Consider the following 26,008-nt stretch of genomic DNA (forward strand, 5'->3'; position numbering starts at 1 on the left):
TCAGTGCCGGATCAAGTGGTCAAACGCACTCAGCGCGGCCTTGGAGCCTTCGCTGGCTGCGATCACGATTTGCTTGTAGGGCACGGTAGTGCAGTCGCCTGCTGCAAACACGCCGGGCACGTTGGTGTGGCCCTTGGCGTCCACCACGATTTCGCCGAACTTGCTCAGGTCCACCACGCCCTTCAGGAACTCGGTGTTGGGCACCAGGCCGATTTGCACGAACACGCCTTCGAGCGCCACGTGGTGCTCTACGCCGGTGGCGCGGTCTTTGTACTTGAGGCCATTGACCTTGCCGTCCGCACCCGTAATCTCGGTGGTTTGGGCGTTGGTGTGCACGGTCACGTTGGGCAGGCTGTGCAGCTTTTTGACCAACACGGCGTCGGCCTTCAGTTGGTCTGCAAACTCAATCACGGTCACATACTTCACCACACCGGCCAAGTCGATAGCGGCTTCGATGCCGGAGTTGCCACCGCCGATCACCGCCACGTCTTTGCCCTTGAACAAGGGGCCGTCGCAGTGCGGGCAGTAGGCCACGCCTTTGTTTTTGTACTCGGCTTCGCCGGGCACGTTCACATTGCGCCAGCGGGCACCGGTGGACAAGATTACGGTCTTGGCCTTGAGCGTGCCGCCATTGGCCAGCACCACTTCGGTCAAACCGCCGGCTTCTGCAGCGGGCACGATTTTGTCGGCGCGCTGCAGGTTCATGATGTCCACGCCGTACGAGCGGGTCTGGGCTTCCAGGGCGGCGGCGAACTTGGGGCCGTCGGTTTCTTGCACCGAGGGGTAGTTCTCAATGGCCATGGTGTCGTTGGTCTGGCCGCCAAAGCGCTCAGCCGCCACACCCACGCGGATGCCTTTGCGAGCGGCGTACACCGCAGCTGCCGCACCTGCGGGGCCACCGCCGACGATAAGCACGTCGTACGGGTCTTTGGCACTCAACTTGGCAGCGTCTTTGTCGGCCGCGCCGGTGTCGAGCTTGGCCACAATTTCTTCCACCAGCATGCGGCCGTTGCCAAACAACGCGCCATTCAGGTAGACGCTGGGTACCGCCATGATTTCGCGCTCGTTCACTTCGTCCTGGAACGCGCCACCTTCGATCACCGTGGTTTTGACCTTGGGGTTCAGGATGGCCATGAGGCTCAGGGCCTGCACTACGTCCGGGCAGTTGTGGCAGGTCAGGGACATATAGACCTCGAAGTTGAAGTCGCCGTCCAAGCCTTTGATCTGGTCGATCACGTCTTGCTCGACCTTGGGCGGGTGGCCGCCGCTCCACAGCAGGGCCAGCACCAGCGAGGTGAATTCATGGCCCAGGGGCAGCCCGGCAAACCTTAAAGAAGCGTCTGTGCCGGCACGCTTGAGACTGAAGGATGGCTTGCGGGCGTCTGTGCCGTCGAATGCCACAGTGATCTTGTCGCTGCGCAGGCTCTGAATGGTTTGCAGCAGCTCGCGCATTTGCGCGGAGTTGTCGTCATCACCCAAGGACGCCACCATCTCGATCGGCAGCGTGACGCGCTCCAGGTAAGCGCCGAGTTGGGATTTGAGGGTGTCGTCGAGCATGGTGATTCCTTGTTGCTATCGATTTAGTAGCTGCTTGCGCACATTGTGTGTGGGCTACAGCCATATTTTGGGTAAAAAAAAGCCGGACGGCCTGCTGCACATGCCGCAGGACGCTGTCCGGCTGGTGATCGGCTTGCGCCGCCCTACCGACGGGAGCCGGTGATTTAGATCTTGCCGACCAGGTCGATGGAAGGAGCGATGGTCTTGGCGCCTTCGTTCCACTTGGCGGGGCACACTTGGCCGGGGTTGGCGGCGGTGTACTGGGCGGCCTTCAACTTGCGAACGGTTTCCTTCACATCACGGGCGATTTCGTTGGAGTGCACTTCGGCAGTCTTGATCACGCCTTCGGGGTTGATGATGAAGGTGCCACGCAGTGCCAGGCCTTCTTCGTCGATATGCACGTCAAACGCGCGTGTCAGGGCGTGTGTGGGGTCACCGATCAGGGGGAACTTGGCCTTGCCTACTGCGGGGGAAGTTTCGTGCCACACCTTGTGGGCGAAGTGGGTGTCGGTGGTCACGATGTAAACCTCGGCACCGGCCTTTTGGAATTCGGCGTAGTTGTCCGCTGCGTCTTCCACTTCGGTGGGGCAGTTGAAGGTGAAAGCGGCAGGCATGAAGATGAACACGTTCCACTTGCCCTTGATGGACTCGTTGGTCACGGTGATGAACTTGCCGTTGTGGAAAGCTTCATTCTTGAAAGGCTGGATTTGTGTGTTGATCAAAGACATGGTGATTTCCTCTTGAAATAGGTTGTTCGTGAAGTGAACGGGGTGAATCTTAGGCTTTCTTTGCCATGTTCAGGGTTGATTGATCCAATGGAGTGGATTGGCAAAACCTATAAGCCTGCCCCACACCCCATAGGAATCTTCCATGGGCTTATGACACCGATGTGAACAGCCGGTGGTGCAAGCGCCGCAAAGACCACCACACGCTGCCTGCCACCACCGGAATGGCGGCTGCAGCCGTTATCTCGGGGCTCAAGGGCCAACCGTGGTGAGAGGCCGCCTTGGCCATGTAGCTCACGAGACCGACGATGTAGTAAGTGATTGCCGCAACCGAAAGCCCCTCCACCGTGGACTGCAATTGCAGCTGCAGGCCCTGGCGGGTATTCATGGTGGCCAGGAGCGCCTGGCTGCTTTGCTGCTGCTCGATCTCCACCCGCGTGCGCAGCAGGTTGCTGATGCGGGACACGCGCTGCGACAACGCATCCTGCCGCCGACTGGACCACGCACAAGTGCTGCGCGCGGGGGTGAGGCGTCGGTCCATGAATTCGCGGATGGTTTGCATGCCCGCCAAGCGCGACTCGGCAATGTCTTCAATGCGCTTGTCCACCAACTCAAAATAGGCCGCACTGGCCGAAAAACGCGAATGGGTGGCAGCGTGCTGGCTTTCCACCTGCCCTGCCAGACGGGTCAGCCGGTCTAGCAGCATGGGTTCGTCATTGCGGGTGGCGGAGCGTATGGCTTCGGCCAATTCCGCGAGTTCACGTTCTGCGCTGGCAAGCACGTGCGAGGCTTCGCGCGCTGCGGGCAGGCCCAGCAAGGCGGCCATGCGGTAGGTCTCGATTTCCAGCAGGCACTGCACCAGGCGACCCAAGCGGCGTGGCGTCATGCCACCGGCCAGCAGCACCATGCGGGAGAAGCCATCGGCATGCACCGAAAAGTCGGTGTACACCTCACCCAAACCATCCGCCACGGCAGATGCCACCAGCGTTTCTTCATGCAGCACATGGCGCAGCCAGGGCATCACGGTTTCTTCCTTGGCGGGCAACACCCACAAGTGCAGGCACGCCAGGCACTCGCCGGGCAGCTCGGCAAACCACTGCTGGGGCACGGCGTCCAGCGCGACTTCAGGGTCGCGCTCCGTGCCGCCCTCGGCAGCAATGCTGCGCATAAAGGTCCAGGTTACGAACTCGGTGTGCAGTTCCCAGCGCACCTTGAAGGGGCCGAAATCCATGCGCATATGGATGGAGCCTTCCTCTGGCGCCGGGAGGTGGTGGTCGCGGGCCAAAGCGGCCATGTGCGCGCGGCTGGCATCGCGCTGCTCAGCGTTGCAGGCCATGACGACATGCGAAAGCGCCATGGGCATGCCCATGGGCTCGGGCGGGCGGGCATGCACTTCGTTGTGCAGCGAAAGGCGCAGGCGATGCTGGGAAGGTAGCTGTGTCATGGCGGCTTCGATGGTGGCATGCTGCATTGCAGCGTTACCGGATCATAGAGCCGGAAGCGGACGCTAGCCGCCTAGCGAATTCACACGAAAGTGCCCTGCTCCTCAAACAGCTGACAGCCGCTGATCAGCCATTGCTTGTTCTTCTGCCGCTCCAGGGTGTAAGCCGCCATCCAGTGGATGCCGTTCTCGTCCGTCAAACGCACCTTTACAAGGGCCGCATGCCCCCGAATGAGAGGCTTGAGAAACGCAGCGTTGGAGTTCCGGTAAACCGGGCTGTAGCGGGTCTTCACGAGCGCCATGAAATTCTGCGCGTTGCCCGCCATGGCTTTGATACTGGGGGCCGCGTATTTGAACGCCTGCTCGGCATCGTCCGCGGCAAATGCCTCCAACTGCTGTTGGATGACCGTGATCACTGCGGTTTCGTTTTTGTCAGCCTCGGCATGCGCAGGCAGCCCGATACCCAACGCAAACACACTCCATAGCGCTATCGCGCCCGGCACAGAGCGGAGAAAACGGATCACGCTGTTGGCCATAGAACCTCCTGCCAGGAAGGACGCCGGTAACCGGTGAACCCAGTCTATTCCTGTGCTTTCCTTGCAATACCTGCGCGGTGGCTTAACCCAGTGAAACGTTAGGGCACTTCCTGGCCCCATAAAAAAAGGCACCCGAAGGTGCCTTTTGCTGGAAAGCGTTGCAGTGGAAATCAATCCTCCACAAACGCCTCTTCCCGCTTGGCCTTGATGGAAGGCAGCATCACCACCACCAGAAGAGCAAGCGCCGCCACCAACAGGCTGGCTGAGAGGGGGCGTGTGACGAACACACTCCAGTCGCCACGGGAGAGCAGAAGCGCCCGGCGCAGATACTCCTCCATCATCGGCCCCAGAATAAAGCCCAGCAAGAGCGGTGCGGGTTCTGTGCCCAGCTTGATGAACAGATACCCGATCACCCCGAACAGACCCACCATCCAGATATCGAAGGTGTTGTTGTTGGTCGAATACACCCCGATCGCACAGAACAGCACGATAGAAGGGAACAACCAGCGGTAAGGCACAGTAAGCAGCTTGATCCAGATCCCGATCAAAGGCAGGTTCAGGATCACCAGCATCAGGTTGCCGATCCACATGGAGGCAATCAGACCCCAGAACAGCTCGGGGTTACTTGTCATCACCTGCGGTCCGGGCTGGATGTTGTGGATGGTCATCGCACCCACCATCAGGGCCATCACCGCATTCGGTGGGATACCCAGGGTCAGCAGAGGAATGAAAGAAGTCTGGCTTCCTGCGTTGTTCGCCGACTCAGGCGCGGCCACCCCGCGGATGTTGCCCTTGCCGAAAGGCACTTCACCGGGACGCAGCTTGGTCTTCTTCTCCAGGGTGTAGGCCGCAAAGGCCGCCATCACCGCACCACCACCGGGCAAGATACCCAGCACCGAACCCAAAGCGGTACCCCGCAGCACAGCGGGGAACATGTCCTTGAAGTCCTGTTTGGTAGGCAAGAGACCGGAAACAGAAGCCGAGAAGACTTCACGTTCACTCTCGCTCTTGGCCAGGTTGCTGATGATCTCGCCGTAGCCGAACACGCCCATGGCGATCACGATGAAGCCGATACCGTCGGTGAGCTCAGGGATATCAAAGCTGAAACGGGCCACACCGGAGTTCACATCGGTGCCCACCATGCCCAGCAAGAGCCCCAGCACAATCATGGCAATGGCCTTGAGCAGGGAGCCCGAAGCCAGCACCACCGCACCGATCAAGCCCAGAATCATCAGGCTGAAGTACTCGGCAGGGCCGAACTTGAAGGCCAGCTCGGTCAAGGGGCCTGCAAAGGCCGCCAGGATCAGGGTACCCACGCAACCGGCAAAGAAAGAACCCAAGCCCGCTGCAGCCAGCGCAGGACCTGCGCGTCCATTACGGGCCATCTGGTAACCGTCAATGACGGTCACCACCGACGAAGACTCGCCGGGCAGGTTCACCAGAATGGCGGTAGTCGATCCTCCGTACTGGGCGCCGTAGTAAATACCGGCCAGCATGATCAATGCCGCCACAGGAGGCAAGGCATAGGTGGCGGGCAGCAGCATGGCAATGGTGGCCAAGGGGCCGATGCCGGGCAAAACGCCGATCAAGGTACCCAGCAGACAGCCGATGAAGGCATAAATCAGGTTCTGGCCGGTGAAGGCCACACCGAAACCTAAGGAGAGGTGTTCAAAGAGTTCCATGTTGCAGTCTCAATAAGCCGTGATTAAGCGGTGATCAGGCAGTGAAGTACGCAGGCCAAACGGGGAACTGCAGCTTGAGGAGAACGATGAAGGCCACATAGCTCAAGAGCGCCAGGATGGTGGCCAGCACGGCGACTTCCTTGAACTTGTGTTCTTCACCTGCGTGGCTGGCGATGTAGGTGAGCAAATAGATGCCCACGATCAGGCCCAGGGGTTTGAGGCCAATCACGGGCAGTCCGCCGATGGATGCGCCGAACACCAGGTTGGCAGCGATGATGAAGAACAGGGGTTTCCAGGCGAATTTGCCTATCTTGTCGCCGTCTTCTGTTTCCACCACCAGTGCAGTGAAAGTGATGGCAATCCCGAGAATGGCCAGCAACACGCCGAGTACCAGGGGGAAGTAGCCCGGGCCCATGCGGGCGCCGGTGCCTACTGAGTAAGTGCTGGCGCCCCAAGCGAAGGCAACGCCCACGCCCATGAACATCAGACCTGAGAAGAAGTCTTTTTGACTTTTTATATTCACTGTTTGTCTCCTAGTTATAAATAGTAACTATTTTGAATGATCCGCGGGCTTAGCCGGTGAGTGGTGGCGTAGCGGACATGACTTCCTCCATCACCGTGAGCCCTTCGGACACACGTAGGGCACCGGCAAGACGCAGCGGACGCATTCCATCTGCCACCGCCTGACGGCGCAGGGCGTCAATGCCCGGTTCGCCACTGACCCGCGATTTGAACCCTTCTGTGACCACAAGCAATTCGTACAAACCCATGCGCCCCATGTAGCCGGTCATGCGGCAATCCACGCAGCCCACCGCCTTGTACGGCTTGTAGCCACCGTTGATCTGCCACGGCTTGACCATGTCACTCAGGGCCTCTCGTGTGGCGTTTTCGTCACGCACCTTGCATTGCCTGCACAGCGTGCGCACCAAGCGTTGCGCCAACACCCCCAGGAGGGTGGCGTTGATGAGATACGGGGGAATGCCCAGCTCCATCAAGCGCGTTACGGCAGAAGGCGCGTCGTTCGTGTGAAGCGTGGAAAACACCAAGTGGCCGGTCAGTGCGGCCTGCACCGCCATTTCAGCCGTCTCCAGGTCACGGATTTCGCCGACCATGATGATGTCGGGGTCCTGTCGCATGAGGGCACGCAGACCCTGCGGAAAACCGAAGTCCAGCTGCGGCTGCACCTGTGTCTGGTTAAACGACGGTTCGATCATTTCGATAGGGTCTTCGACCGTGCTCACGTTCACCTCTTCGGTAGCCACACGCTTGAGGGTGGAGTACAGCGTGGTGGTCTTGCCGGAGCCCGTAGGGCCGGTCACCAAAATGATGCCGTGCGGGCGCTTGACCAGCTGTTCCCATCGCGTGGCGTCGTGGCTGCTGAAGCCCAGTGCGTCCAGGTCTTTGACCGCGTTGTCGGGGTCAAAAATGCGCATCACCATTTTCTCGCCAAAGGCCGTGGGCAAGGTGGAGATACGCATTTCAATTTCATCGCCACGCGGGTTGCGCGTCTTGATGCGGCCGTCCTGCGGGCGGCGCTTTTCGATCACGTCCATGCGGCCCAGCAGCTTGATGCGGGCGGTCATGGCATTGAGCACGCCCATGGGCATTTGGTACACCGGGTGCAGCACACCATCGATACGGAAGCGGATCACGCCCTGCTCGCGCCGTGGCTCTAGGTGGATGTCGCTGGCACGCTGGTCGAAGGCGTATTGCCACAGCCAGTCCACCACCTGCACCACACCTTGGTCGTTGGCGTCGAGTTGCTTGTTGCTCTTGCCCAGCTCCACTAGCTGCTCAAAGCTGGCGCCATTGTTGGCCCCCGTCTTGCTGGCAGCCCGCACGCTTTTGGCCAGCGCATAAAACTCTGCGGTATAGCGGGTAATCTCCTGCGGACTGGCCACCACGCGCTTGACGCTGCGGCGGCTTTGGCGCTCCACTTCGGACACCCAATCGGTAATGAATGGCTCGGCCGTGGCCACCGTGATTTCACTCGGCGTGACCACCACCGGCAATATCTTGTGCCGCTCTGCGTAGGCTGCGCCCATGGCATCGGCCACCTTGCCAACATCAACCTTGAGCGGGTCAATTCGCAGATAGTCCAACCCGGCGCGCAACGAAAGCCATTGGGTCAATATCTCGATATCCAAAGGCTTTTGGTCCGCTGCGCGCCGCATAGACACGGCAGCCAGACGCACGAGCGGGTGCTGCGCACTTTCGGCTTGAGAGCAGCGCGCAATCGTGCGCACCGCCTCATCTTCGGAAATGACTTTGTCTTGCTTGAGCCACTCGACCAGCAGGCGCCAATCCAGCGGGCCGTTGTAGGTTTGGGGGCTAGGCAGCTTTTTGGAATGGGGGCTCATGACTTCACCGGTTTGAAAACGCGGACCCACTTGTCGGCAGGAAGGCCCCACTCACTTTGAATGAACTCTGCGCGCTCCAGCATCAAGGCACGTTTGGGGCGGCTGGGCGTGCGCTGGGCCATGACCACCGTGTTGCCTTCGCGGGTGGCCTTGAAGGCCCAGATGGCGTCTTCACCAAAGGCCTCGGCAATTTTGTCGACACTGTTGTCAAAGCTGGACGAGCGACCAAACAGGTTGACGGTCATACAGCCTTCTTCGGTCAGAGTGGCGCGGCAGTTGGCGTAAAACTCGGCGCTGTCGAGCACGGGGGCAGCGGCCTCTTCGTCATACAGATCGACCTGCAAGGCGTCTACAGCGCCTAGCCATTTGTCCTGCTGGATTTCTTCGGACGCATCGGCCAGAACCACCTGCATGCGGCTGTTGTCGGCCGGCAGCTTGAACCAGCCGCGGCAGGCATGCAGCACCTGGGGGTTCAGCTCAATGGCGGTGGTTTTCATCTTGAGTTCTTTGTGACAGAACTTGGTGAGCGAACCTGCGCCCAGGCCCAATTGCAATGCTTGACGCTTGTTCAAGGTGTGGGGGTCCATGAACAGCATCCAGGCCATCATGCGCTGGATGTATTCGTGCACCAGCACCGTGGGTGCATCGACCAGCATGGAGCCTTGTATCCATTCACTGCCCAGGTGCAGGTGACGGATGGGGCCTTCTTCAGAGAAATTGACTTCGGGGAGGGTAATCGGTGCTTTTCTTGCCATGGGGATTTATACCAGCAGCGCCCCCAGCTTCGGCAGGGCTTGCAGGCTGTTGTGTAAAGCTGCCGCAGCCAATGCGTCCACGCTGATACCTCTGATCTCTGCGATGCATTCAGCAATGCGGGGAAGCTCGGCCGGCGCATTGCGGCCTTGCGGATGGCCTGCGGCGCGCTGCTCTGCAGTGGTGTACAGCCAATGCGGCTGGATATCGGGCGCATCGGTCTCCAGCACCAAGGCGTCCAACGGCAGCGTTTTGGCCAGATGGCGCAGTTGTAGCGCGCGGTCGAACGTGACCGCGCCGCCGAACCCCAGCTTGAACCCGAGCTTGATGAATTCGGCGGCCTGCACCTCGCTCCCATTGAAAGCATGGGCTATGCCCTGCCAGCGGCCGTTCGGGCCGGCGACTTCGCGCAGGTGCTTGAGCAAGCGGTCCGACGATTTGCGCACATGCAGCACTACGGGCAGACCATGTTTGCGGGCCAGCTTGAGCTGCTGGCGATAGAGGGCCTCCTGTCGCTCGCGCAGAGGGCTTTTGCACAGGGCGGGCACAAAGTAGTCCAGCCCGATTTCGCCTACGGCCACCAGCCGCGGGTCGGCAGCATGGGCAGTGAGAGCTTCGTCCAGCGCGACCAGGTCCACATCTTGTGCACCCGCTACATACAAAGGGTGGATGCCAAGGCAATAGCTGTCGCCTTCTGCGTGGGCCAGCGTGCGGACGGTATCAAAGTTGCTGCGCTCCACTGCCGGTATCACGCAATGTGCTACACCGGCATCACGCGCTTTCTGCCGCACCGCGCTGCGGTCAGCATCAAACTCGGGCGCATCGAGGTGGACATGGGTATCTACCCAGCGCATGGAACTCCGGAAAAAGTCATTGCTTGCGTTGAACGAAAAGATTGCGGGTGCGGTCTTCAGGATACGCGAAGGTGACGACCCCGTTTTTGATTAGGCCCATCACCAACATATTGCTGGTGATGGCATCTTTGTCGTCCTTGCTGAAGGGCCGCTCGTGGGTAGCCGTGACCCCGTAATACACCCGGGGAATGTTCTCCAGCGCCATCTTGACCGATGGCCCTGACAGATCGCCATTGCGGATGGACAGTATCCCGTATGCGAGCAGGTAGACCGAGTCATAGGCCTGCGCGGCAGCCATGGGCACAGCAATTTTCTTGGTGCCGTACTTGCGGTTGTAGGCCGTCAAAAATGCGATGCGTCGCTCATTGCTGGGCTCGGCAATAAAAGTCTGGGCCATGAGTGCGCCTTCGGCGGCATCCTTGGCCCCGTCGATAAAGAACGGGAAAGACAAAGGCCAAGCCCCCACCTGCGGCACATTCCACTTCAAGGCCTGGCGGCCTTTGGCGATGACAGCGTTCTCAGGACCTACGGTGTAGCTGAACACCACATTCGCACCGGCAGCCTGCGCAGCCTTGAGCTCGGCTTGCAAGTCTTTGACTCCCGTGTCGAAGCGGCCCACGTACACCGGCGTCAACTGTTTGGCCGCCAGCGCTTTGGTCACGTCGTTCATGCCTCCTTCGCCGTAGGCCGTTTTATCGGCCAGGATGGCCACTTTGGTCCAGCCGCGGGACACGATGTCATTCACCACAAACGGGGCCTGAATGGCATCGCGTGCCGAGGTGCGGAAGATGTAGCTGTCCGGCGCCGGGAACTTGGCGGTGATGGGAGAGCCGGTGGCGCAAGGCACGATCAAGGGAGAACGGGCTTGCTGGTAAACGTCCAGCGACTTCATGGCCACACCGGTGTTGCAAAAGCCCACCGTCGCCACTACACCTTCGCGCACCAGCTCTTGCGAGAGCTGCAGACCCACATCCGGGTTGGCTGTGTCGTCCTTGATCACCAGCTCAATCGGCCGGCCGAGATAACCGCCTGCGGCATTGATTTCATCCACAGCCAGTTTGGCGCCGTTCATCATGGGAATGCCAAAGTCCGAAGAAGGCCCGCTGAACGGACCGATCAGGCCTATGCGCAAAGGTTTGGGCGTTTCAGCCTCAGACCTCGCACCCCACAAACTGGCAACCACCGCCACGCAGATCAGTGCCTGACGCTTCCAACGTTGTTTCATAGTGTCCCCCGGCAAATGTGGCGGGAGCATAGGCCGGGCGGGTTGAAGCGCGTATGCGCGTGAACCCTCAGAAGCACAGGGGGAAAACCGGTTACGTCAGCAAATTGCAAGCCTGCAAATCAGTCCACCAGACGGCCGGAGACCAGTTTGAGCTGCCGGCTGCAGCGCGCCGCCAGCGTGGCATCGTGCGTAACCAGCACAAACGCGGTGCCCTGCTCGCGCGCCAGCTGGAGCATGAGCTCAAACACGCCGTCTGCCGTGCTGCGGTCCAGGTTCCCGGTGGGCTCGTCGGCGAGCACGCAGTCGGGCCGGGTGACAAGTGCACGGGCGATCGCCACACGCTGGCGCTCCCCACCCGAGAGTTCGGCCGGGCGGTGGTGCAGGCGGTGCTCCAGCCCCACCAGTGCTAGCATTTTCATAGCTGCCTGCGCACATTCAGCGGGCGCCAGACGGCGAATTGTCAATGGCATGGCCACGTTGTCCAACGCGCTGAACTCAGGCAGCAAGTGGTGAAACTGGTAGACAAAACCAAGGTATTGGTTGCGCAAGCGCCCTTGCTCAGCGGCCGTAAGGTTGGCCAGCGACTGGCCCAGCAGCTCCACATTGCCGCTACTGGGCGCGTCCAGCCCGCCCATCAGGTGCAGCAAGGTGCTTTTGCCGGAGCCTGATGCACCCACGATGGCCAGCGTCTCGCCGCGGTGCACCTGCAGATCCACGCCTTGCAGCACCGTCACATCCAGGCGGCCTTCTTCAAAGCGTTTGGTCAGGCCGCGCACTTGCAGCACCACCTCACCGCCGGGGACAACAGCGACGGGAGCCGTCAACTCCGCCACCTGCTGGTACTGGGCTGCAGCCAATGCTTGTTCTACCGATGACACGGGCTTATTCATAACGCAAGGCCTCCGCCGGGTTCACGCGGCTGGCGCGCCAGCTCGGGTACAGGGTGGCCACAAAGGCCATCAACAAGGAGATCACGGCAATCGGGACGATGTCACCCTGCTGCGGTTCGCTCGGCATACGGCTGATGAGGTAAATGTCTTTGGGCAGAAAGCTCGCACCCAGCGCCTGCTCCAGCGCGGGCACGATCACATCGATATTGAAAGCCACGCCCAGCCCCAGCAACAGACCGGCCAAGGTGCCGATCACGCCCACCATGGCACCTTGCACCACAAAAATGCCCATGATGCTGCCCGGGCTCGCGCCCAGCGTGCGCAGGATGGCAATGTCAGCACGTTTGTCGGTCACCGTCATCACCAGGGTGGATACCAGGTTGAACGCAGCCACTGCCACGATGAGGGTGAGGATGATGAACATCATGCGTTTTTCGACCTGCACGGCCGCGAACCAGCTGCGGTTCTGGCGCGTCCAGTCGCGCAGCACCAGGTCACCACTGAGGCTGCGGGCGAGCTGGTCAGCCACCTCGCGGGCTTGGTGCAGGTCCTTGAGCTTGAGGCGCACGCCGCTGGGGCCTTCGAGCCGGAAGATGCGGGCGGCGTCTTCCCAGTGCAAAAGGGCCAGGGCCGAGTCGTATTCGTAGTGACCGGAATCGAAGGTGCCCACCACCGTCATTTGCTTCAAGCGTGGCACCACACCGGCCGGTGTCACTTGTCCGCTGGGCGCCACCAGCGTGACCTTGTCGCCCACCCGCACACCCATGCTGCGGGCCAGCTCGCCGCCCAGCACCACCCCGAACTCGCCGGGCACCAGCCGGGCAAGCGCCTCCTGCTGGGCGCCGGTGGCAAAGTCGCTCACCTGAGGCTCCAGGGCCGGGTCTATGCCGCGCACCATGGCGCCCTTCATTTCTTCCCCACGCGCGATCAGTGCTTGCGCCGCAATAAAGGGGGCCGCGCCTATGACTTGAGGATTCTCTTTGGCTTGGGCCATGGTGGTGGCCACATTGGGCAAGGCCTGTCCATCAGCGGCATACACCTCAATATGGGACACCACACCGAGCATGCGGTCACGCACTTCTTTCTGAAAGCCGTTCATCACGCTGAGCACAATGATCAGGGCGGCTACGCCCAGCGAAATGCCCAGCATGGACACGCCGGAGATGAAAGAGATAAAGCCGTTACGCCGGGTGGCGCGGCCAGCGCGGGTATAGCGCCAGCCAATCGTCAGCTCAAAGGGGAGTTGCATGGAAGGTTACAAAGTGCTTCAAACGGCGGATTGTGGCATCCATGCAGGACAATCCTGTGTATGCACACCCTTATTCCCTTCGCAGCACCGGCCGGCCCGCAGTGCCAGGAAGCTCTGACCCGCCTGGAGCTCCCGTATCTGGCGGAATTGCTGGAATTGTTGACCCCCACCCCGCCGCTGCTGGGTGCCGAAGACTCGCTCTCTCCCTTGTTTGAGCGGGTGCATGCCAAAAGCCTGGGGTTGCAAGGAGCTGACGGTTTGCTGCCCTGGGCTGCGCTGGACGCCCGCCAATTGGGCCTCACCCGCACCCACGGCGACAACGGCTGGGCCTGGATCACGCCCTGCCATTGGCAGATCAATTCAGACCACGTGGCCATGGACCACCCTGAGGCCCTGGCGCTGGACGCCCACGAGATTGACGCCTTGCGTCACGCCATGCAGCCCTACTTTGCCGAAGACGGCATCACCCTGCATGCCCTGAACCACCACACCTGGCTGGCCCAAGGCGAGCTGCTGCGCGACTTGCCCACCGCCTCGCTGGCCCGGGCCTGTGGCCCACGGGTGGACCAATGGATGCCCCGCGCCCCGCAGGCCCGCAGCCTGCGCCGCCTGCAAAACGAAATGCAGATGCTGCTCTACCGCCACCCGGTGAACGACGCGCGGGCGGCCCAGCGGCGGCTCACGGTCAACTCCTTCTGGATCAGCGGCACCGGCGCTTTGCCTCAGGGTGCCCTGGAAAAGTCCGACACCATGTCGGTGCAGCACAGCCTCGAAGCGACCGCCTTGCGCGACGACGCTCACGCTTGGACACAAGCATGGCAAACGCTGGATGCAACCTTGCTATCCACCCTGCTGCGCCAGGCCAAAGCGGGCCAAGCCTTTGAACTGACCCTGTGCGGTGAGCGCATGGCCGCCAGCTTTGTGCTTCAAAACACGGCCTGGTGGAACCGCATCCAGCGCCGCTTCACGACGCCCACGCCGGCTGAATTACTGGCCACCCTCTGAGCGCAAGAACTTTGAGCCTATGAAAATAGTCCCCCGCGACATTCCCCCCCGCGCCGCCTGGGCCCTCGAGCAAGCCGGCCTGCACCCGCTCCTGGCCCGCCTGTATGCCGCACGCGGTGTAACCGGCAAAGACGAGTTGGACGACGCCTTGGGCAAACTCCTGCCGCCGCAAGGCTTGCTGGGTGCCGACCGCGCCGCCGTGCTGCTGGCCGATGCGATTGCGCAAGACAAAAAGCTCTGTGTGGTGGCGGACTATGACTGTGACGGTGCCACCGCCTGTGCCGTGGCCGTGCGCGGACTGCGCCTGCTGGGCGCCCGCCATGTGGACTATCTGGTGCCCGACCGCGTGGTGGATGGCTACGGCCTGACTGCCCCCATCAGCGAACGGGTCAAGAAATCCGGCGCCGATGTATTGATCACCGTGGACAACGGCATCGCCAGCGTGGACGGCGTGGCCCGTGCCAAAGCACTGGGTCTGCAAGTGCTGGTCACCGACCACCACTTGCCCGGTAGCGAGTTGCCGGATGCGGACGTGATCGTCAACCCCAACCAGCCGGGCTGCACGTTTGAGAGCAAGTCCATGGCCGGGGTGGGCGTCATGTTCTACACCCTGCTGGCGCTGCGCTCCGAGCTGCGCAACCGCGGCGTGTTTGATGCCGCCACACAACCCAAGCTGGACACCCTGCTGCCTTTGGTGGCGCTGGGTACGGTGGCCGATGTGGTCAAGCTCGATGCCAACAACCGCCGCCTCGTAGCCCAAGGGCTCAAACGGGTGCGGGCGCTCGCCATGCCTGCGGGACTAGCTAGCCTTTTTATAGCAGCGGGACGCAAAGCGGAAGTGGCCACCACCTTCGATTTCGGCTTTGCACTGGGGCCGCGCATCAATGCCGCCGGCCGCTTGAGCGATATGACCCTGGGCATCGAATGCCTGCTGACGGACGACTCTGGGCGCGCTGATGAACTGGCCAAGATGCTGGACGGCATCAACCGTGAGCGCCGCGAGATTGAAGGCGACATGCGCGAACAGGCCATGATGATTGCGGAGAGCCTGTTCGACGAAGGCGATGAGCCTCCACCTGCCATTTGCGTGTTCGACCCCGACTTCCACGAAGGCGTGGTGGGCATTGTGGCCAGCCGCATCAAGGACAAGTTGCACCGCCCCACGTTCGTATTTGCTGCCAGCGCCGCCGAAGGCAAAGAGCACGAACTCAAGGGCTCCGGGCGCAGCATTCCCGGCTTCCATTTGCGTGACGCGCTGGACCTGGTGGCCAAGCGCTACCCCGGCGTCATCCTGCGCTTCGGTGGCCACGCCATGGCGGCAGGCTGCACGGTGGCGGAAGAGTTTTTTGACGATTTTGAGAACGGCATGAACGAGGTGGCCCAGGAATGGCTGGACGCCGCCACGCTGACCCGCCGCATGGAAACCGATGGCCCCTTGGCTGCCGAATACCGCCGCGTGGATCTGGTGGACGCCTTGCACAAAGAGGTGTGGGGCCAGGGCTTTGCCGCTCCCACCTTCAGCGAAGAGGTGGAGGTCGTCTCCCAGCGCCTGGTGGGTGAAAAGCACCTCGCGCTCAAACTCAAGCACCAGGGCGAGCCGGTGGACGGCATCTGGTTCGGGCACACCGAGCCGCTGCCCCCCAAGGTCACATTGGCTTTCCGCCTGGACGCCGACGAGTGGAACGGCGTGCGTCGCGTGCGCTTTCTGGTCGAAGGGGCGCAGGTGTGAACCTGCAAGGTATGAGCCTGCCGGGTGCGCGGGCTTTTGCCGCAGCCCTGACGCCCGCCCAGCGCGAGTTTCTGGCGGACGCCGCACGGCGCGCCAATGCCGAACCACTGCTTCATCTGCACACCTTTTGGATCAGCGGCGGTGGCTCTGCAGAGCCACTGCAACTGGGACGCATGGAACCGGAACGGGCCGCCCTGCTCGCCACCCTGTTGCCGGACTGCCACTGTCAGGCTGACGGCGAAACCGCTGGCCTGCATTGGCAGGCGCTGGCCTTGCCTGCAAATGAACGCAGTGCCTTGCTGCAAGCCGCCCTGGAGCAATGCCATGCGCGCGGCCTGGTGCACGGCTGGCGCAACGAGGCTTTTGCCTTCTGGCACCACGACTGTCTGGTGCCGCCCGATGATGAACAGCCGCCGCTGCTGGCGGTGGAGCGCGCGGGTTTTCGCTTTCTGGGGATGCGCAGCCATGCGGTGCATATCAACGGCTTCACCCCGGACGGGCGCCTGTGGTGCGGGCGCCGCGCGCTCACCAAAGCCACCGACCCGGGCCTGCTGGACAACGTGACCGCGGGCGGTTTGCCGGCCGGTGAATCACCTCTAGGCTGTGCCCTGCGCGAGTTGCAGGAAGAAGCAGGCGCCGTCTTGGAAGACGCACACACCCTGCACGATGCCGGGCTCGTGCGCACCGCCCGCATGGATGCTGGCGGCTGGCATGACGAAACCCTGCTGGTCTACAACTGGGCGTGCGCGAACGGCTGGGAGCCTGCCAACCGGGACGGTGAAGTAGCTGGCTTTGTGTGCCTGAACGCCGCCCAGACCTTGGCACAAATAGAAGCCGGCGCGTTCACCCAAGATGCCGTGGCCTCGCTGGCTCAAGGCTTGGGCCTGTTGTGACACAGACAGGCGCTACCATGTGCGCTCGCCACTAGAAGCCCCATGCCTCGCCCACCGATGAACCACCCCGCGCAGAATTACGGTGCAGACCCCAGCGGCCTGATTTACGGATTTGTGTTTGATGCCGAGGGTGCCGGTACGCCCACCGGCAGCGACGAAGCCTTGCAGTGGCTGCAGAACCCACCGACGGAGCCGGGTGGCTTTGTGTGGCTGCATTTCAACCTGTCGCACACCGCCAGCAGCAAGTGGCTCAAAGACAATCTGCAACTCTCAGACCTGTTCCATGAATCGCTGACGGACGGCTCCCGCTCCACCCGCGTGGAACTGGACGACGACATGCTGGTCGCCGTGGTCAACGATGTGAGCTACGACTTTGCGTTTGAGCCGTCTGACATATCTACCCTCTGGCTATCAGTCGGCCCGCGCCTGGTGGTCAGTGCCCGCCTGCAACCGCTGCGCTCCATAGACCGCTTGCGCGACGCCGTACGTCGGGGCGAAAAGGTGATGACCCCGGTGGCCCTGCTGGTGCACCTGATGCATGACCAGGGCGATGTGCTGATCAATATCGTGCGCAACACCACCGCCCGGGTCGACGAAATTGAAGACAGCCTGCTCGCCGGCCGGCTGGAGCCCAAACGCGCCAACCTCGGTGCCTTGCGCCGGCTGCTGGTGCGCTTGCAGCGCTTGCTGGCGCCAGAACCTGCTGCCCTGTTCCGCCTGCTGCGCAAGCCCCCGGAATGGATTGGCGAGGAGGACATTGGCGACCTGCGCCAATCCACCGAAGAGTTCAACGTGGCGCTCAGCGACATGGCCGCGCTGCAGGAACGCATCAAGTTGCTGCAGGAAGAAATTGCCGGCCGCGTGGCCGAGGCCAACAACCGCAGCCTGTTCGTGCTGACCATCGTGACCGTGCTTGCCTTGCCCATCAACATCATTGCAGGCTTGCTGGGCATGAACGTGGGCGGCATCCCGCTGGCGGAACACCCGCATGGCTTCTGGTGGATCGTGGCACTCATCGTCAGTTTCACAGCCGTTGCCGCCTTCATTGCCTTGCGCAAGCCGCGGGACTAGGCGATTACAAGCCATTTTGGCCTCTGGCGCCTATGGAATATGCGCGAGTAGCTCCTGAATTCATAGCAAGTTAACGGAAGTACCCATGTCCACATCCCGATTGCATCTCACCATCCTGACCGGCGCATCGCGCGGCATGGGTCTGGCCATGGCGCAACAACTGCTGCAACCCGGCCACCAATTGCTTTGCCTCTCGCGCAACACCCCACCCGCATTGGAGCAAGCAGCCCACGACTCAGGAGCCCTGCTGGAACAATGGAATGTCGACTTGGCGGACGGCGCTAGCGCAGCAGAGCGCCTGAGTGCGTGGCTACAGGCATTGCCGGCCCATCGCTACGCCAGTGCCACGCTGATCAACAACGCAGGCGTCATTCCCGCCTTGGTGCCGCTGCGTGACAGCGCCCCGACCGACCTGGCCCATGCCCTGCGCGTGGGCCTGGAAGCGCCCATGCAGCTGTGCGCCGCTTTTCTGGCGGCCACCCGCGAATGGAAAGTGCCGCGCAAGGTGCTGAACGTGTCGTCCGGCCTGGGCCGGCGCGCCATGGCCTCGCAAGCCGGCTACTGCGCGGCCAAAGCGGGCATGGACCATTTCACCCGCTGCCTGGCCATGGACGAAGCCTTGATTCCCCATGGTGCCAAAGTCTGTTCACTGGCCCCCGGGGTGATAGACACCGACATGCAAGTCCAGCTGCGCAGCGCCGATGCCGCGCAGTTTCCCGACCGGGACAGCTTTGAAGGCCTGAAAACCCATGGTCAACTCACCAGCCCCGAAGAGGCCGCGCGCCGCGTACTGGCCTACCTGGCCCGCCCTGATTTCGGTGAACAGCCAGTGGCCGACGTGCGGGGCTAGCCCGCCACATCGTCGTTCGTTGAACGCCTAATAGATCTCCGGCACGTACATGTCTGCGGGCACCGGGTGGCGCTCGTAGTCCTTGTTGCGCACACGTTCCGGCAGTTCCACCGGAGGGTGAGGAATTTCCTCGTAGGGCATTTGACTGAGCAAATGGTGAATGCAGTTCAGGCGGGCCTTCTTTTTGTCCACGGCTTGTACCACCCACCAAGGAGCCTCCGGAATATGGGTGCGCTCCAGCATGGCTTCCTTGGCGTGGGTGTAAGCCTCCCAGCGCACGCGGGACTGCAGGTCCATGGGGCTCAATTTCCACTGCTTGAGCGGGTCGTGAATGCGGCCCAGAAAGCGGGTGTGTTGCTCTTCATCCGAAATGGAGAACCAATACTTGATGACCTGGATGCCTGAGCGCACCAGCATCTTTTCGAACTCCGGAACGGTACGGAAAAACTCTTCGAGCTGCTCGTCGTTGCAAAAGCCCATGACGCGCTCGACCCCTGCGCGGTTGTACCAGCTGCGGTCAAACAGCACGATTTCGCCGGCCGCAGGCAAATGGCTCACATAGCGCTGGAAGTACCACTGGGTACGTTCGCGGTCGTTAGGCGCAGGCAGCGCTGCCACACGGCACACACGGGGGTTGAGGCGCTGGGTAATGCGCTTGATGGCGCCACCCTTGCCGGCCGCATCGCGGCCCTCAAATATCACCACCACTTTGTGGCCGGTCGCCACCACCCAGTCCTGCAGCTTGACCAGCTCGCCCTGCATGCGGAAAAGCTCGCGGAAATAAGTGCGGCGGTCCTGTCTTTGTTGGGCACTCAGCTCAGGACTCAGGCCATCGGCCAGTTCGTCCTGGTTGTGGTCGTCGAGCTCCATTTCCAGCTCTTCGTCATAGCTGTCCAACATGTCGCTGCGGATGCGACGGATCATTTCTTCTTCACTGGAACTCAAGGGCAACTCCTGGACGGACAGATTTTTGACACCCTGAGGGTAGGTACCTCTAATGTCGATTTCATGACAAAACCATGACCTGACGAACCGTAAGATGCCTGTATTCCAAGCGGCGCACACTGCGTGCTGCACCCACTTTGATTGATAGAGGAGCCTTGTATGTCCCGTGAAGTCGTCGTCGTCAGCGCTGTGCGCACCGCCATTGGTACCTTTGGCGGCAGCCTCAAAGACATTCCCCCCACCGATCTGGCCGCCCAGGTGGTGCGCGAATCACTGGCCCGCGCCCATGTCGAAGGCAAGGACGTGGGTCACGTGGTGTTCGGGCATGTGGTGAACACCGAACCCAAGGACATGTACCTCAGCCGTGTCGCTGCCATCAACGGTGGCTGCGCCCAGGAGACACCGGCCTACAACGTGAACCGCCTGTGTGGCTCGGGCCTGCAGGCCATCGTCAACGCCAGCCAAAGCATTTTGTTGGGCGATGCCGATGTGGCCATTGGGGGTGGCGCTGAAAACATGAGCCGCGCGCCCTTTGCCAGCCTCAACATGCGCTGGGGTGCCCGCATGGGTGACACCAAGATGGTGGACATGATGATCGGCGCGTTGCACGACCCCTTCCACACCATCCACATGGGCGTGACCGCAGAGAACATTGCCGCCAAGTGGGGTATCAGCCGCGAAGAACAGGACGCTCTGGCGGTGGAGAGCCACCAGCGTGCCCAAAAGGCCACTGCGGCTGGCTACTTCACCAGCCAGATTACGCCCGTTTTGCTGAAAAGCAAAAAAGGCGAAGTGGCCTACGTGACCGACGAGCACTTCCGCCCCGACTGCAAGCTCGAAGACATGACCAAGCTGAAACCCGTTTTCATCAAGGAAAACGGCACCGTGACCGCGGGCAACGCCTCCGGCATCAATGACGCCGCCGCTGCCGTGGTGCTCATGGAAAAGAGCGTGGCCCAAGCCCGTGGCTTGAAGCCACTGGCTCGCCTCGTGGCCTACGCCCACGCTGGCGTGGACCCCAAATACATGGGCATCGGCCCCGTGCCCGCCACCAAACTGGCCTTGCAAAAAGCCGGTTTGACGGTGAACGACCTGGATGTAATTGAAGCCAACGAAGCTTTTGCAGCCCAGGCCTGCGCGGTCACCAAAGACCTGGGTCTGGACCCGGCCAAGGTCAACCCCAATGGCTCCGGCATCTCGTTGGGCCACCCGATTGGGGCAACCGGCGCATTAATTACCGTGAAAGCTTTGTATGAGCTGGAGCGCATCAACGGCCGCTATGCGCTGGTGACCATGTGCATTGGCGGCGGCCAGGGTATTGCCGCGATTTTCGAGCGCGACCGCTAAGCGCTAATCACCAAGGTGGGCCTGTTCAAAACAGGTCCACATCCATTTCGTCCACGACCTGTTCGACCAGCTTGCCCTCGGCTACCAGGGTCTGGTAGTTGCAGACCTGGTTGCGGCCGTGCTCCTTGGCGTAATAAACCGCCTTGTCGGCGCGCCCGAAGGCGCTGCTGGGTGTGTCGTTGGGCGAGAGAACTGACACACCCATGCTCACGGTGATGGTGCCGACTTGCGGAAACACATAGGCCTGCACCCGTTCCCGGAAGCGCTCCAGGGCGCTTTCCGCATGCACTGCGCTTTCGCACCGCATAAGAATGACGAACTCTTCCCCGCCAAAACGGTACAACTGGTCGTGAAAACGGAAGTTGCTGCGCATCAGGCGCGCTACCAAAAGCAAAACCTCATCGCCAATCAGGTGGCCGAAGTTATCGTTCACGCGCTTGAAGTGGTCAATATCGAGCACCGCCAACCACACCCCGGCATCCGGGCTTTCATGCCGGCGCTCAGGCATGTTGGCGGGCAAGGTGTTGGACTGGTCCGCCGTGGCCTTGAAAAAAGCACCGTCAAACGTTTTGCGGTTCAGCAGCTCCGTCAGGGAATCCCGCTCGCCATAGTCCAGCAAGCCCAAGAGATTTTGATAAGCCAAGAGGATGCTTTGAAGCAAGTCGATATCTGCAGCCTGCAGCGGCTTGGGAGACGAGACCTCCAACATGATTTGCAGACTCTGTGCCTGCCCCACCGGCAACACCACATGCCCTAAGTCTTGGGGGTTGGCAGCTGCACGGCCAATCTCCAGGGCCCTTTGTCGGACAGGGAAGTCGGACACCTTGGGCAACAAACTCCAGTCTGACCACAATAAATCACGGGAAGGTTTTTCCTGACCCTGCTCCAGCGCGGAGAGCGAGAGGCAACGCCGGTCGTCACCTTCACCGACCACGCGAATAAGGTTGGCAGCCTGAAGGTTGACGCCGGAATTGGTGAGCACCAAGCGCACCAGCTCGGTATCCAACGCATCACGGTCTCGCAATCCCCCTAGGGCGGCAAGACTCTGCACCAAAGCATTCATGGAATCTGTCTACCTTGTTCTTGTCATTTCCGGCTTCCAACCGCCGATTGCGCCTTCACTTGACGCACCTCAAACCTGAAGGGACCGCGCAAACCTATGCTTCACGCTTGCTAAACGCCGCCATCTTAGACCACACCATGACTGATACCAAGCTCGATATGCATCTTTTGCCGCAAGAATCCAACGATTGGTTGCGCAAAAGCGGCCTGAGTGCATTGCAAATTGCCGGACGACGAGTGCTGCCTATCGTGCAGGGGGGTATGGGCATAGGCATTTCGGGGAATCGCCTGGCGGGCAGCGTGGCGGCGGCCGGCGGCGTAGGAACGCTCTCCAGCGTGGACTTGCGGCGCCACCACCCTGACTTGATGGACCGAACCCGCGAGCTGGCGCCCGGCGAAGAAGCCAAGGCCGGTATCAATGCCGCCAACCTGGAAGCCATTGACCGCGAAATCAAAGCCGCCCGCGCCCGCACCAGTGGAAAAGGCCTGCTGGCCATCAACGTGATGCGGGCGGTCAGCGAGTACGCCGCCAACGTGACCCGCGCCCTGGAAGCCGGTATCGATGCCGTGGTGGTGGGTGCCGGCTTGCCGCTGGATTTACCGGACCTGGCCAAAGACCACCCCCAAGCAGCGCTGATCCCCATTCTCTCGGACGCACGCGGCGTGCAACTGCTGGTCAAAAAGTGGGAGCGCAAAAAGCGACTGCCGGATGCCATCGTCATCGAGCACCCGCGCCTGGCCGGTGGCCACTTGGGCGCTGCCAAGATCGCCGACCTGCAGGACACCCGGTTTGACTTTGAGAACGTGATTCCCCAAGTGCGGCAGTTTTTCAAGGATGCGGGCTACGAACAGCACATTCCGCTGATTGCCGCCGGCGGCATCCGCACCCATGAAGACATCGCCCGCCTGCAGGCCTTGGGGGCGGACGCAGTACAACTGGGTACCGCATTTGCCGTGACCGAGGAAAGCGACGCCCACGCGGAATTCAAGCGCGTGCTGGCCGAAGCACGCGAGGAAGACATGGTTGAGTTCACCAGCGTGGCCGGCCTGCCCGCCCGCGCGGTGGGCACGCCTTGGTTGCGCGCATACATGAAGATAGAGCCCAAGCTTCAGGCCGTGGCCCACGCCAAGAGCCGCTGCACCAAAAGCTTTGATTGCCTGGGCCAGTGCGGCCTGCGCGATGGTTTGCCGGGCTGGGGCCAGTTCTGCATCGACAACCAGCTGGCCGCTGCGCTGCGTGGCGATGTGAAAAAAGGCCTGTTCTTCCGGGGTGCCGGCCGCTTGCCTTTTGGCGACCAGATTAAGACAGTGCGGGAACTGATGCAGCGCTTGCTGACACCGGACCTCGCGGTGGCAAGCTAATCATGTCAATCGGGGCAGTTCTCTGAACTCAGCAGTGGCCATGTGGCCGATGCGGAATCTACTGATCATTTTTTTCAAGGACTGGACCTGCTGGTCCAGATTCTTGGATGCTGCCGCATTCTCTTCAACCAACGCGGCGTTCTGCTGCGTCATCTGATCGAGTAGGGCGATGGCCTCACCAACTTGACGAATGCCGGAGCGCTGTTCCCCGTTGGCACGAGTGACTTCGGTCACCGACTGATTGACCTGCTGTATGGACACCACCACCTTCGACACCGCTTCACCAGCCTGCGAGGCAACGGTGTTGCCTCGGTCCATTTTTTCCACATTGTCCTGAATAATGGATTTGATCTCGCGTGCGGCTTCCGCTGACCGTTGCGCAAGCTGCCGGACCTCCGCCGCAACCACTGCAAAACCGCGCCCTTGCTCCCCCGCACGGGCAGCTTCCACTGCTGCATTCAAAGCCAGGATATTGGTCTGAAACGCGATAGAGTCGATAGTTCCTATGATGTCCTGTATGCGTTGGGAGGATGCATGTATGACTCCCATGGTTTCGACCACTGAGTGCACGAGTTCGCCAACATCGCGCGCGGATTCGCTGACACGTGTCACCAAGCGGTTGGCGGCCTCGGTTGCTTCCGCTGTCTGGGATATGCTTCCGGTCATTTCTTCCATGGTCGCCGCCGTCTGCTCCAATGAGCTGGCTTGTGATTCCGTACGGGCACTCAGATCCAAGTTGGCTGCCGCAATCTGTTGGGACGCAACAGCGACCGAGCCCGCACTCTGTTGGATACGCATCATCACGTGCATCAGAAATTCCTTCATGGAATTCAATGCCACCAGCATGTCGGTCAGTTCGTTCTTGCCATGCGCGGTGAATTCCACATCCAGGTTTCCCTTGCCGATTTCACCCGCGACATTCATCGCCACTTTTAGAGGCTGAATGATGGACCTGATGAGGGTGAACGCACAAAATCCGCCTACTAGGATGGCCAACGCCCCGACCACCAGACTCCATATGATGTGGATCCGGTTGCCCTCAATGACGTGATGCGCACGCTCGTGGGCCTGCACCTTCTGAATCTCCAGCATTTTCTGAATCGGCTCGCGCAGCGAGTCAATGGCAGGCAGCACTTTCTCCCGCAACAATGCTTGGGCCTGCGTGAGTTCGCCCGCTTGCAACGCAGCACCGGCTGCTGTGAACGCAGAGACGAACTCTTGCCGCCGGGATTTTATTTCCCCATAAACGGCCAACTCCTGCTGTCCACTTAGCAGAGGCTCCAGTTCGGCAAACAGTCCGTCAATGATTTTCTTAGTCCCTCCGATTCGCTCTCGGATCTGGGCTTGACGGTCAGGCTCCACCATGAAGAGTTCCACCGTGTTGCGGGCATTGTGCTTGGTTGCACTGTCAATGGCTGCAGCCAGTTCGAACTTCCCGTAATCCTGCTCGACTACTGCGACCACGCTTTCCCCGGTACTGCGTGAGTTGGTGTAATTGAAGGCGAGAATAAAAGCAGTGGCAAAAATCAAAATGCCATGCGAGAAAAACAAGCGTCCGCGAACGCTCACATTGTCCAAAAGCTTCATGGTGACCTTCCCTGGTGAACCTGCAAACTATGGTGTTTGCTTCGTTCAAGTTGAAAAGCGGCTTGGCCCTTTACTTTACTCCTGAAAGCCGCCCGAACGCAAAGTCAACACCAAAGTGTCTCGATAGGCTCCGTTTTCCAAGGGCTGGATGGGCGTGGATTCATGAATAACCCGCGCATCATCCAAAAGTAGCAGGGACCACGGTTCGCTTAAAGTGAAGCGCTGCCCGTTGGGCCCGTCCGCTTCAAAAACCCGGGTTTCGCCGCCCTTGAGCCCTTTGCGTGCCACCAGAAAAACCGCCACCAAGTCAACGCCATCCCGGTGGGCGCCCTCCGGCGTGGGTCGACCTATACCGTCTGTCGTATCAATACGGAACTGATGCGCCTCGGTGTACCAAGTGTGCTGCCCCTTCAAATCATCGGCCACCCGGCCCAGCCACGCCAGGAGTTGCTGCCAGCCCGCTTGCGAGGTCACGCGCCTGTCCATGGGCTCAAAGTGACGCTGCATGCCACCGTGCAGCGCGTTGTACTCCAGCGGTTGCCAATGGGGACGATGTGCGACCTGGGAAACACCGCTCTCTTGAATAACGAAACAGGAATGGCGACGGCGGCGGTAGCGGCCACCATCTTTCAAATAGTTGTCCGGCGGCAGGTCATTCCACCCGTCGCACCAGCCCAACATGGTGTCCAACGGCACGCCGGACAGCCCTGCCACTTGGGACGCCCCGACGACCGCGTAGCCCTGACGGAACAGCGTGGCGCCCAGGTCGGCTGGGCGGGCAATCAGAGGGGGCTGGAGGGAAATGGTCATAGCGCCGGATTATCAACCGCACTCTTCTTTCGATGCCTGATGTGGGTCAATACGCCCGAAACCGTCTGCCCCTAA

At 61.1% G+C, this 26,008-nt stretch carries 24 protein-coding genes; 8 read left to right on the top strand and 16 right to left on the bottom strand.

Annotated features, from left to right (window positions below):
* Window positions 1–1,557, bottom strand: coding sequence for an alkyl hydroperoxide reductase subunit F (gene ahpF, locus RAN89_RS16145; protein WP_313867258.1), 1,557 nt, complete (start codon window positions 1,555–1,557; stop codon window positions 1–3).
* 34 nt (window positions 1,558–1,591) lie between these two features.
* On the opposite strand from ahpF, the gene RAN89_RS16150 reads away from it, so the two are divergent.
* Window positions 1,592–1,720, top strand: a complete 129-nt coding sequence (locus RAN89_RS16150) for a hypothetical protein (protein WP_313867259.1) — start codon at window positions 1,592–1,594, stop codon at window positions 1,718–1,720.
* Window position 1,721: 1 nt separating this feature from the next.
* Here RAN89_RS16150 and ahpC read toward each other — a convergent pair whose 3' ends face one another.
* The 11 genes from ahpC to RAN89_RS16205 all read right to left on the bottom strand — a co-directional run bounded on the left by ahpC (window position 1,722) and on the right by RAN89_RS16205 (window position 13,272).
* Window positions 1,722–2,285, bottom strand: a complete 564-nt coding sequence (gene ahpC / locus RAN89_RS16155; RefSeq protein ID WP_313867260.1) for an alkyl hydroperoxide reductase subunit C — start codon at window positions 2,283–2,285, stop codon at window positions 1,722–1,724.
* A gap of 148 nt (window positions 2,286–2,433) precedes the next feature.
* Entirely contained in the window at window positions 2,434–3,726 is a 1,293-nt protein-coding gene (locus RAN89_RS16160) for a DUF3422 family protein (protein WP_313869420.1), read from the bottom strand.
* Window positions 3,727–3,806: 80 nt separating this feature from the next.
* The gene (locus tag RAN89_RS16165; protein WP_313867261.1) at window positions 3,807–4,259 is read right to left on the bottom strand and encodes a DUF4864 domain-containing protein; all 453 of its coding nucleotides are present in this window, start codon (window positions 4,257–4,259) and stop codon (window positions 3,807–3,809) included.
* 170 nt (window positions 4,260–4,429) lie between these two features.
* Window positions 4,430–5,941 (bottom strand): tripartite tricarboxylate transporter permease, encoded by a 1,512-nt coding sequence (locus RAN89_RS16170; protein WP_313866265.1) that lies wholly within the window; start codon window positions 5,939–5,941, stop codon window positions 4,430–4,432.
* A gap of 34 nt (window positions 5,942–5,975) precedes the next feature.
* Window positions 5,976–6,464 carry a tripartite tricarboxylate transporter TctB family protein gene (locus tag RAN89_RS16175; protein WP_313867262.1) on the bottom strand — a complete coding sequence of 163 codons (489 nt, stop codon included), beginning with the start codon at window positions 6,462–6,464 and terminating at the stop codon, window positions 5,976–5,978.
* A gap of 49 nt (window positions 6,465–6,513) precedes the next feature.
* On the bottom strand, window positions 6,514–8,301 hold the full coding sequence (tfpB, locus tag RAN89_RS16180) for a type IV pilus assembly ATPase TfpB (RefSeq protein ID WP_313867263.1): 1,788 nt from the start codon (window positions 8,299–8,301) through the stop codon (window positions 6,514–6,516).
* Window positions 8,298–9,056: a class I SAM-dependent methyltransferase gene (locus tag RAN89_RS16185; RefSeq protein ID WP_313867264.1), complete on the bottom strand. Its 759-nt coding sequence runs from the start codon at window positions 9,054–9,056 to the stop codon at window positions 8,298–8,300. The genes tfpB and RAN89_RS16185 overlap by 4 nt, the downstream gene beginning before the upstream one ends.
* Window positions 9,057–9,062: 6 nt before the next feature.
* On the bottom strand, window positions 9,063–9,908 hold the full coding sequence (locus RAN89_RS16190; RefSeq protein WP_313867265.1) for a TatD family hydrolase: 846 nt from the start codon (window positions 9,906–9,908) through the stop codon (window positions 9,063–9,065).
* A 16-nt stretch (window positions 9,909–9,924) separates the two neighbouring features.
* On the bottom strand, window positions 9,925–11,133 hold the full coding sequence (locus RAN89_RS16195) for an ABC transporter substrate-binding protein (RefSeq protein WP_313867266.1): 1,209 nt from the start codon (window positions 11,131–11,133) through the stop codon (window positions 9,925–9,927).
* Between the two features lie 119 nt (window positions 11,134–11,252).
* A complete protein-coding gene (lolD, locus tag RAN89_RS16200; RefSeq protein ID WP_313869421.1) occupies window positions 11,253–11,921 on the bottom strand; it encodes a lipoprotein-releasing ABC transporter ATP-binding protein LolD in 669 nt (222 codons plus the stop codon).
* Window positions 11,922–12,015: 94 nt separating this feature from the next.
* Window positions 12,016–13,272 (bottom strand): lipoprotein-releasing ABC transporter permease subunit, encoded by a 1,257-nt coding sequence (locus RAN89_RS16205; protein WP_087494629.1) that lies wholly within the window; start codon window positions 13,270–13,272, stop codon window positions 12,016–12,018.
* Between the two features lie 60 nt (window positions 13,273–13,332).
* Between RAN89_RS16205 and RAN89_RS16210 the strand changes: the two genes are divergently transcribed.
* The 5 genes from RAN89_RS16210 to RAN89_RS16230 all read left to right on the top strand — a co-directional run bounded on the left by RAN89_RS16210 (window position 13,333) and on the right by RAN89_RS16230 (window position 18,820).
* Window positions 13,333–14,277: a phosphoglycerate mutase gene (locus tag RAN89_RS16210; RefSeq protein ID WP_313867267.1), complete on the top strand. Its 945-nt coding sequence runs from the start codon at window positions 13,333–13,335 to the stop codon at window positions 14,275–14,277.
* Between the two features lie 19 nt (window positions 14,278–14,296).
* Window positions 14,297–16,006, top strand: a complete 1,710-nt coding sequence (recJ, locus tag RAN89_RS16215; RefSeq protein ID WP_313867268.1) for a single-stranded-DNA-specific exonuclease RecJ — start codon at window positions 14,297–14,299, stop codon at window positions 16,004–16,006.
* Entirely contained in the window at window positions 16,003–16,899 is an 897-nt protein-coding gene (locus RAN89_RS16220; RefSeq protein ID WP_313867269.1) for an NUDIX hydrolase, read from the top strand. The genes recJ and RAN89_RS16220 overlap by 4 nt, the downstream gene beginning before the upstream one ends.
* A gap of 42 nt (window positions 16,900–16,941) precedes the next feature.
* Window positions 16,942–17,970, top strand: coding sequence for a transporter (locus RAN89_RS16225; protein WP_313867270.1), 1,029 nt, complete (start codon window positions 16,942–16,944; stop codon window positions 17,968–17,970).
* A gap of 85 nt (window positions 17,971–18,055) precedes the next feature.
* Complete coding sequence (locus tag RAN89_RS16230; protein ID WP_313867271.1) at window positions 18,056–18,820, top strand: SDR family NAD(P)-dependent oxidoreductase; 765 nt, start codon at window positions 18,056–18,058, stop codon at window positions 18,818–18,820.
* A gap of 27 nt (window positions 18,821–18,847) precedes the next feature.
* Here the strand turns inward: RAN89_RS16230 and ppk2 are convergent, their stop codons facing one another.
* On the bottom strand, window positions 18,848–19,744 hold the full coding sequence (gene ppk2 / locus RAN89_RS16235) for a polyphosphate kinase 2 (RefSeq protein ID WP_313869422.1): 897 nt from the start codon (window positions 19,742–19,744) through the stop codon (window positions 18,848–18,850).
* 180 nt (window positions 19,745–19,924) lie between these two features.
* Here ppk2 and bktB point away from each other — a divergent pair, with 180 nt between their 5' ends.
* On the top strand, window positions 19,925–21,112 hold the full coding sequence (gene bktB / locus RAN89_RS16240; RefSeq protein ID WP_313867272.1) for a beta-ketothiolase BktB: 1,188 nt from the start codon (window positions 19,925–19,927) through the stop codon (window positions 21,110–21,112).
* A gap of 25 nt (window positions 21,113–21,137) precedes the next feature.
* Here the strand turns inward: bktB and RAN89_RS16245 are convergent, their stop codons facing one another.
* Complete coding sequence (locus RAN89_RS16245; protein ID WP_313867273.1) at window positions 21,138–22,175, bottom strand: GGDEF domain-containing protein; 1,038 nt, start codon at window positions 22,173–22,175, stop codon at window positions 21,138–21,140.
* Window positions 22,176–22,312: 137 nt separating this feature from the next.
* Between RAN89_RS16245 and RAN89_RS16250 the strand changes: the two genes are divergently transcribed.
* Window positions 22,313–23,536, top strand: coding sequence for an NAD(P)H-dependent flavin oxidoreductase (locus RAN89_RS16250; RefSeq protein ID WP_428984462.1), 1,224 nt, complete (start codon window positions 22,313–22,315; stop codon window positions 23,534–23,536).
* On the opposite strand, the gene RAN89_RS16255 is transcribed toward RAN89_RS16250, so the two are convergent.
* A complete protein-coding gene (locus RAN89_RS16255) occupies window positions 23,537–25,123 on the bottom strand; it encodes a methyl-accepting chemotaxis protein (protein ID WP_313867274.1) in 1,587 nt (528 codons plus the stop codon).
* A gap of 75 nt (window positions 25,124–25,198) precedes the next feature.
* The gene (locus tag RAN89_RS16260; protein WP_313867275.1) at window positions 25,199–25,933 is read right to left on the bottom strand and encodes a 2OG-Fe dioxygenase family protein; all 735 of its coding nucleotides are present in this window, start codon (window positions 25,931–25,933) and stop codon (window positions 25,199–25,201) included.
* Window positions 25,934–26,008 lie beyond the last annotated feature (75 nt).

This window comes from Rhodoferax mekongensis, assembly GCF_032191775.1.
GTDB classification, from domain to species: domain Bacteria; phylum Pseudomonadota; class Gammaproteobacteria; order Burkholderiales; family Burkholderiaceae_C; genus Allorhodoferax; species Allorhodoferax mekongensis.

Bases quoted from the DNA above. Each gene is read 5' to 3' on its own strand.
- ahpF (WP_313867258.1), bottom strand. From the start codon at position 1,557: ATGCTCGACGACACCCTCAAATCCCAACTCGGCGCTTACCTGGAGCGC.
- ahpC (WP_313867260.1), bottom strand. From the start codon at position 2,285: ATGTCTTTGATCAACACACAAATCCAGCCTTTCAAGAATGAAGCTTTC.
- RAN89_RS16160 (WP_313869420.1), bottom strand. From the start codon at position 3,726: ATGACACAGCTACCTTCCCAGCATCGCCTGCGCCTTTCGCTGCACAAC.
- RAN89_RS16165 (WP_313867261.1), bottom strand. From the start codon at position 4,259: ATGGCCAACAGCGTGATCCGTTTTCTCCGCTCTGTGCCGGGCGCGATA.
- RAN89_RS16170 (WP_313866265.1), bottom strand. From the start codon at position 5,941: ATGGAACTCTTTGAACACCTCTCCTTAGGTTTCGGTGTGGCCTTCACC.
- tfpB (WP_313867263.1), bottom strand. From the start codon at position 8,301: ATGAGCCCCCATTCCAAAAAGCTGCCTAGCCCCCAAACCTACAACGGC.
- RAN89_RS16185 (WP_313867264.1), bottom strand. From the start codon at position 9,056: ATGGCAAGAAAAGCACCGATTACCCTCCCCGAAGTCAATTTCTCTGAA.
- RAN89_RS16190 (WP_313867265.1), bottom strand. From the start codon at position 9,908: ATGCGCTGGGTAGATACCCATGTCCACCTCGATGCGCCCGAGTTTGAT.
- RAN89_RS16195 (WP_313867266.1), bottom strand. From the start codon at position 11,133: ATGAAACAACGTTGGAAGCGTCAGGCACTGATCTGCGTGGCGGTGGTT.
- RAN89_RS16205 (WP_087494629.1), bottom strand. From the start codon at position 13,272: ATGCAACTCCCCTTTGAGCTGACGATTGGCTGGCGCTATACCCGCGCT.
- RAN89_RS16210 (WP_313867267.1), top strand. From the start codon at position 13,333: ATGCACACCCTTATTCCCTTCGCAGCACCGGCCGGCCCGCAGTGCCAG.
- recJ (WP_313867268.1), top strand. From the start codon at position 14,297: ATGAAAATAGTCCCCCGCGACATTCCCCCCCGCGCCGCCTGGGCCCTC.
- RAN89_RS16225 (WP_313867270.1), top strand. From the start codon at position 16,942: ATGCCTCGCCCACCGATGAACCACCCCGCGCAGAATTACGGTGCAGAC.
- RAN89_RS16230 (WP_313867271.1), top strand. From the start codon at position 18,056: ATGTCCACATCCCGATTGCATCTCACCATCCTGACCGGCGCATCGCGC.
- ppk2 (WP_313869422.1), bottom strand. From the start codon at position 19,744: ATGATCCGTCGCATCCGCAGCGACATGTTGGACAGCTATGACGAAGAG.
- bktB (WP_313867272.1), top strand. From the start codon at position 19,925: ATGTCCCGTGAAGTCGTCGTCGTCAGCGCTGTGCGCACCGCCATTGGT.
- RAN89_RS16245 (WP_313867273.1), bottom strand. From the start codon at position 22,175: ATGAATGCTTTGGTGCAGAGTCTTGCCGCCCTAGGGGGATTGCGAGAC.
- RAN89_RS16250 (WP_428984462.1), top strand. From the start codon at position 22,313: ATGACTGATACCAAGCTCGATATGCATCTTTTGCCGCAAGAATCCAAC.
- RAN89_RS16255 (WP_313867274.1), bottom strand. From the start codon at position 25,123: ATGAAGCTTTTGGACAATGTGAGCGTTCGCGGACGCTTGTTTTTCTCG.
- RAN89_RS16260 (WP_313867275.1), bottom strand. From the start codon at position 25,933: ATGACCATTTCCCTCCAGCCCCCTCTGATTGCCCGCCCAGCCGACCTG.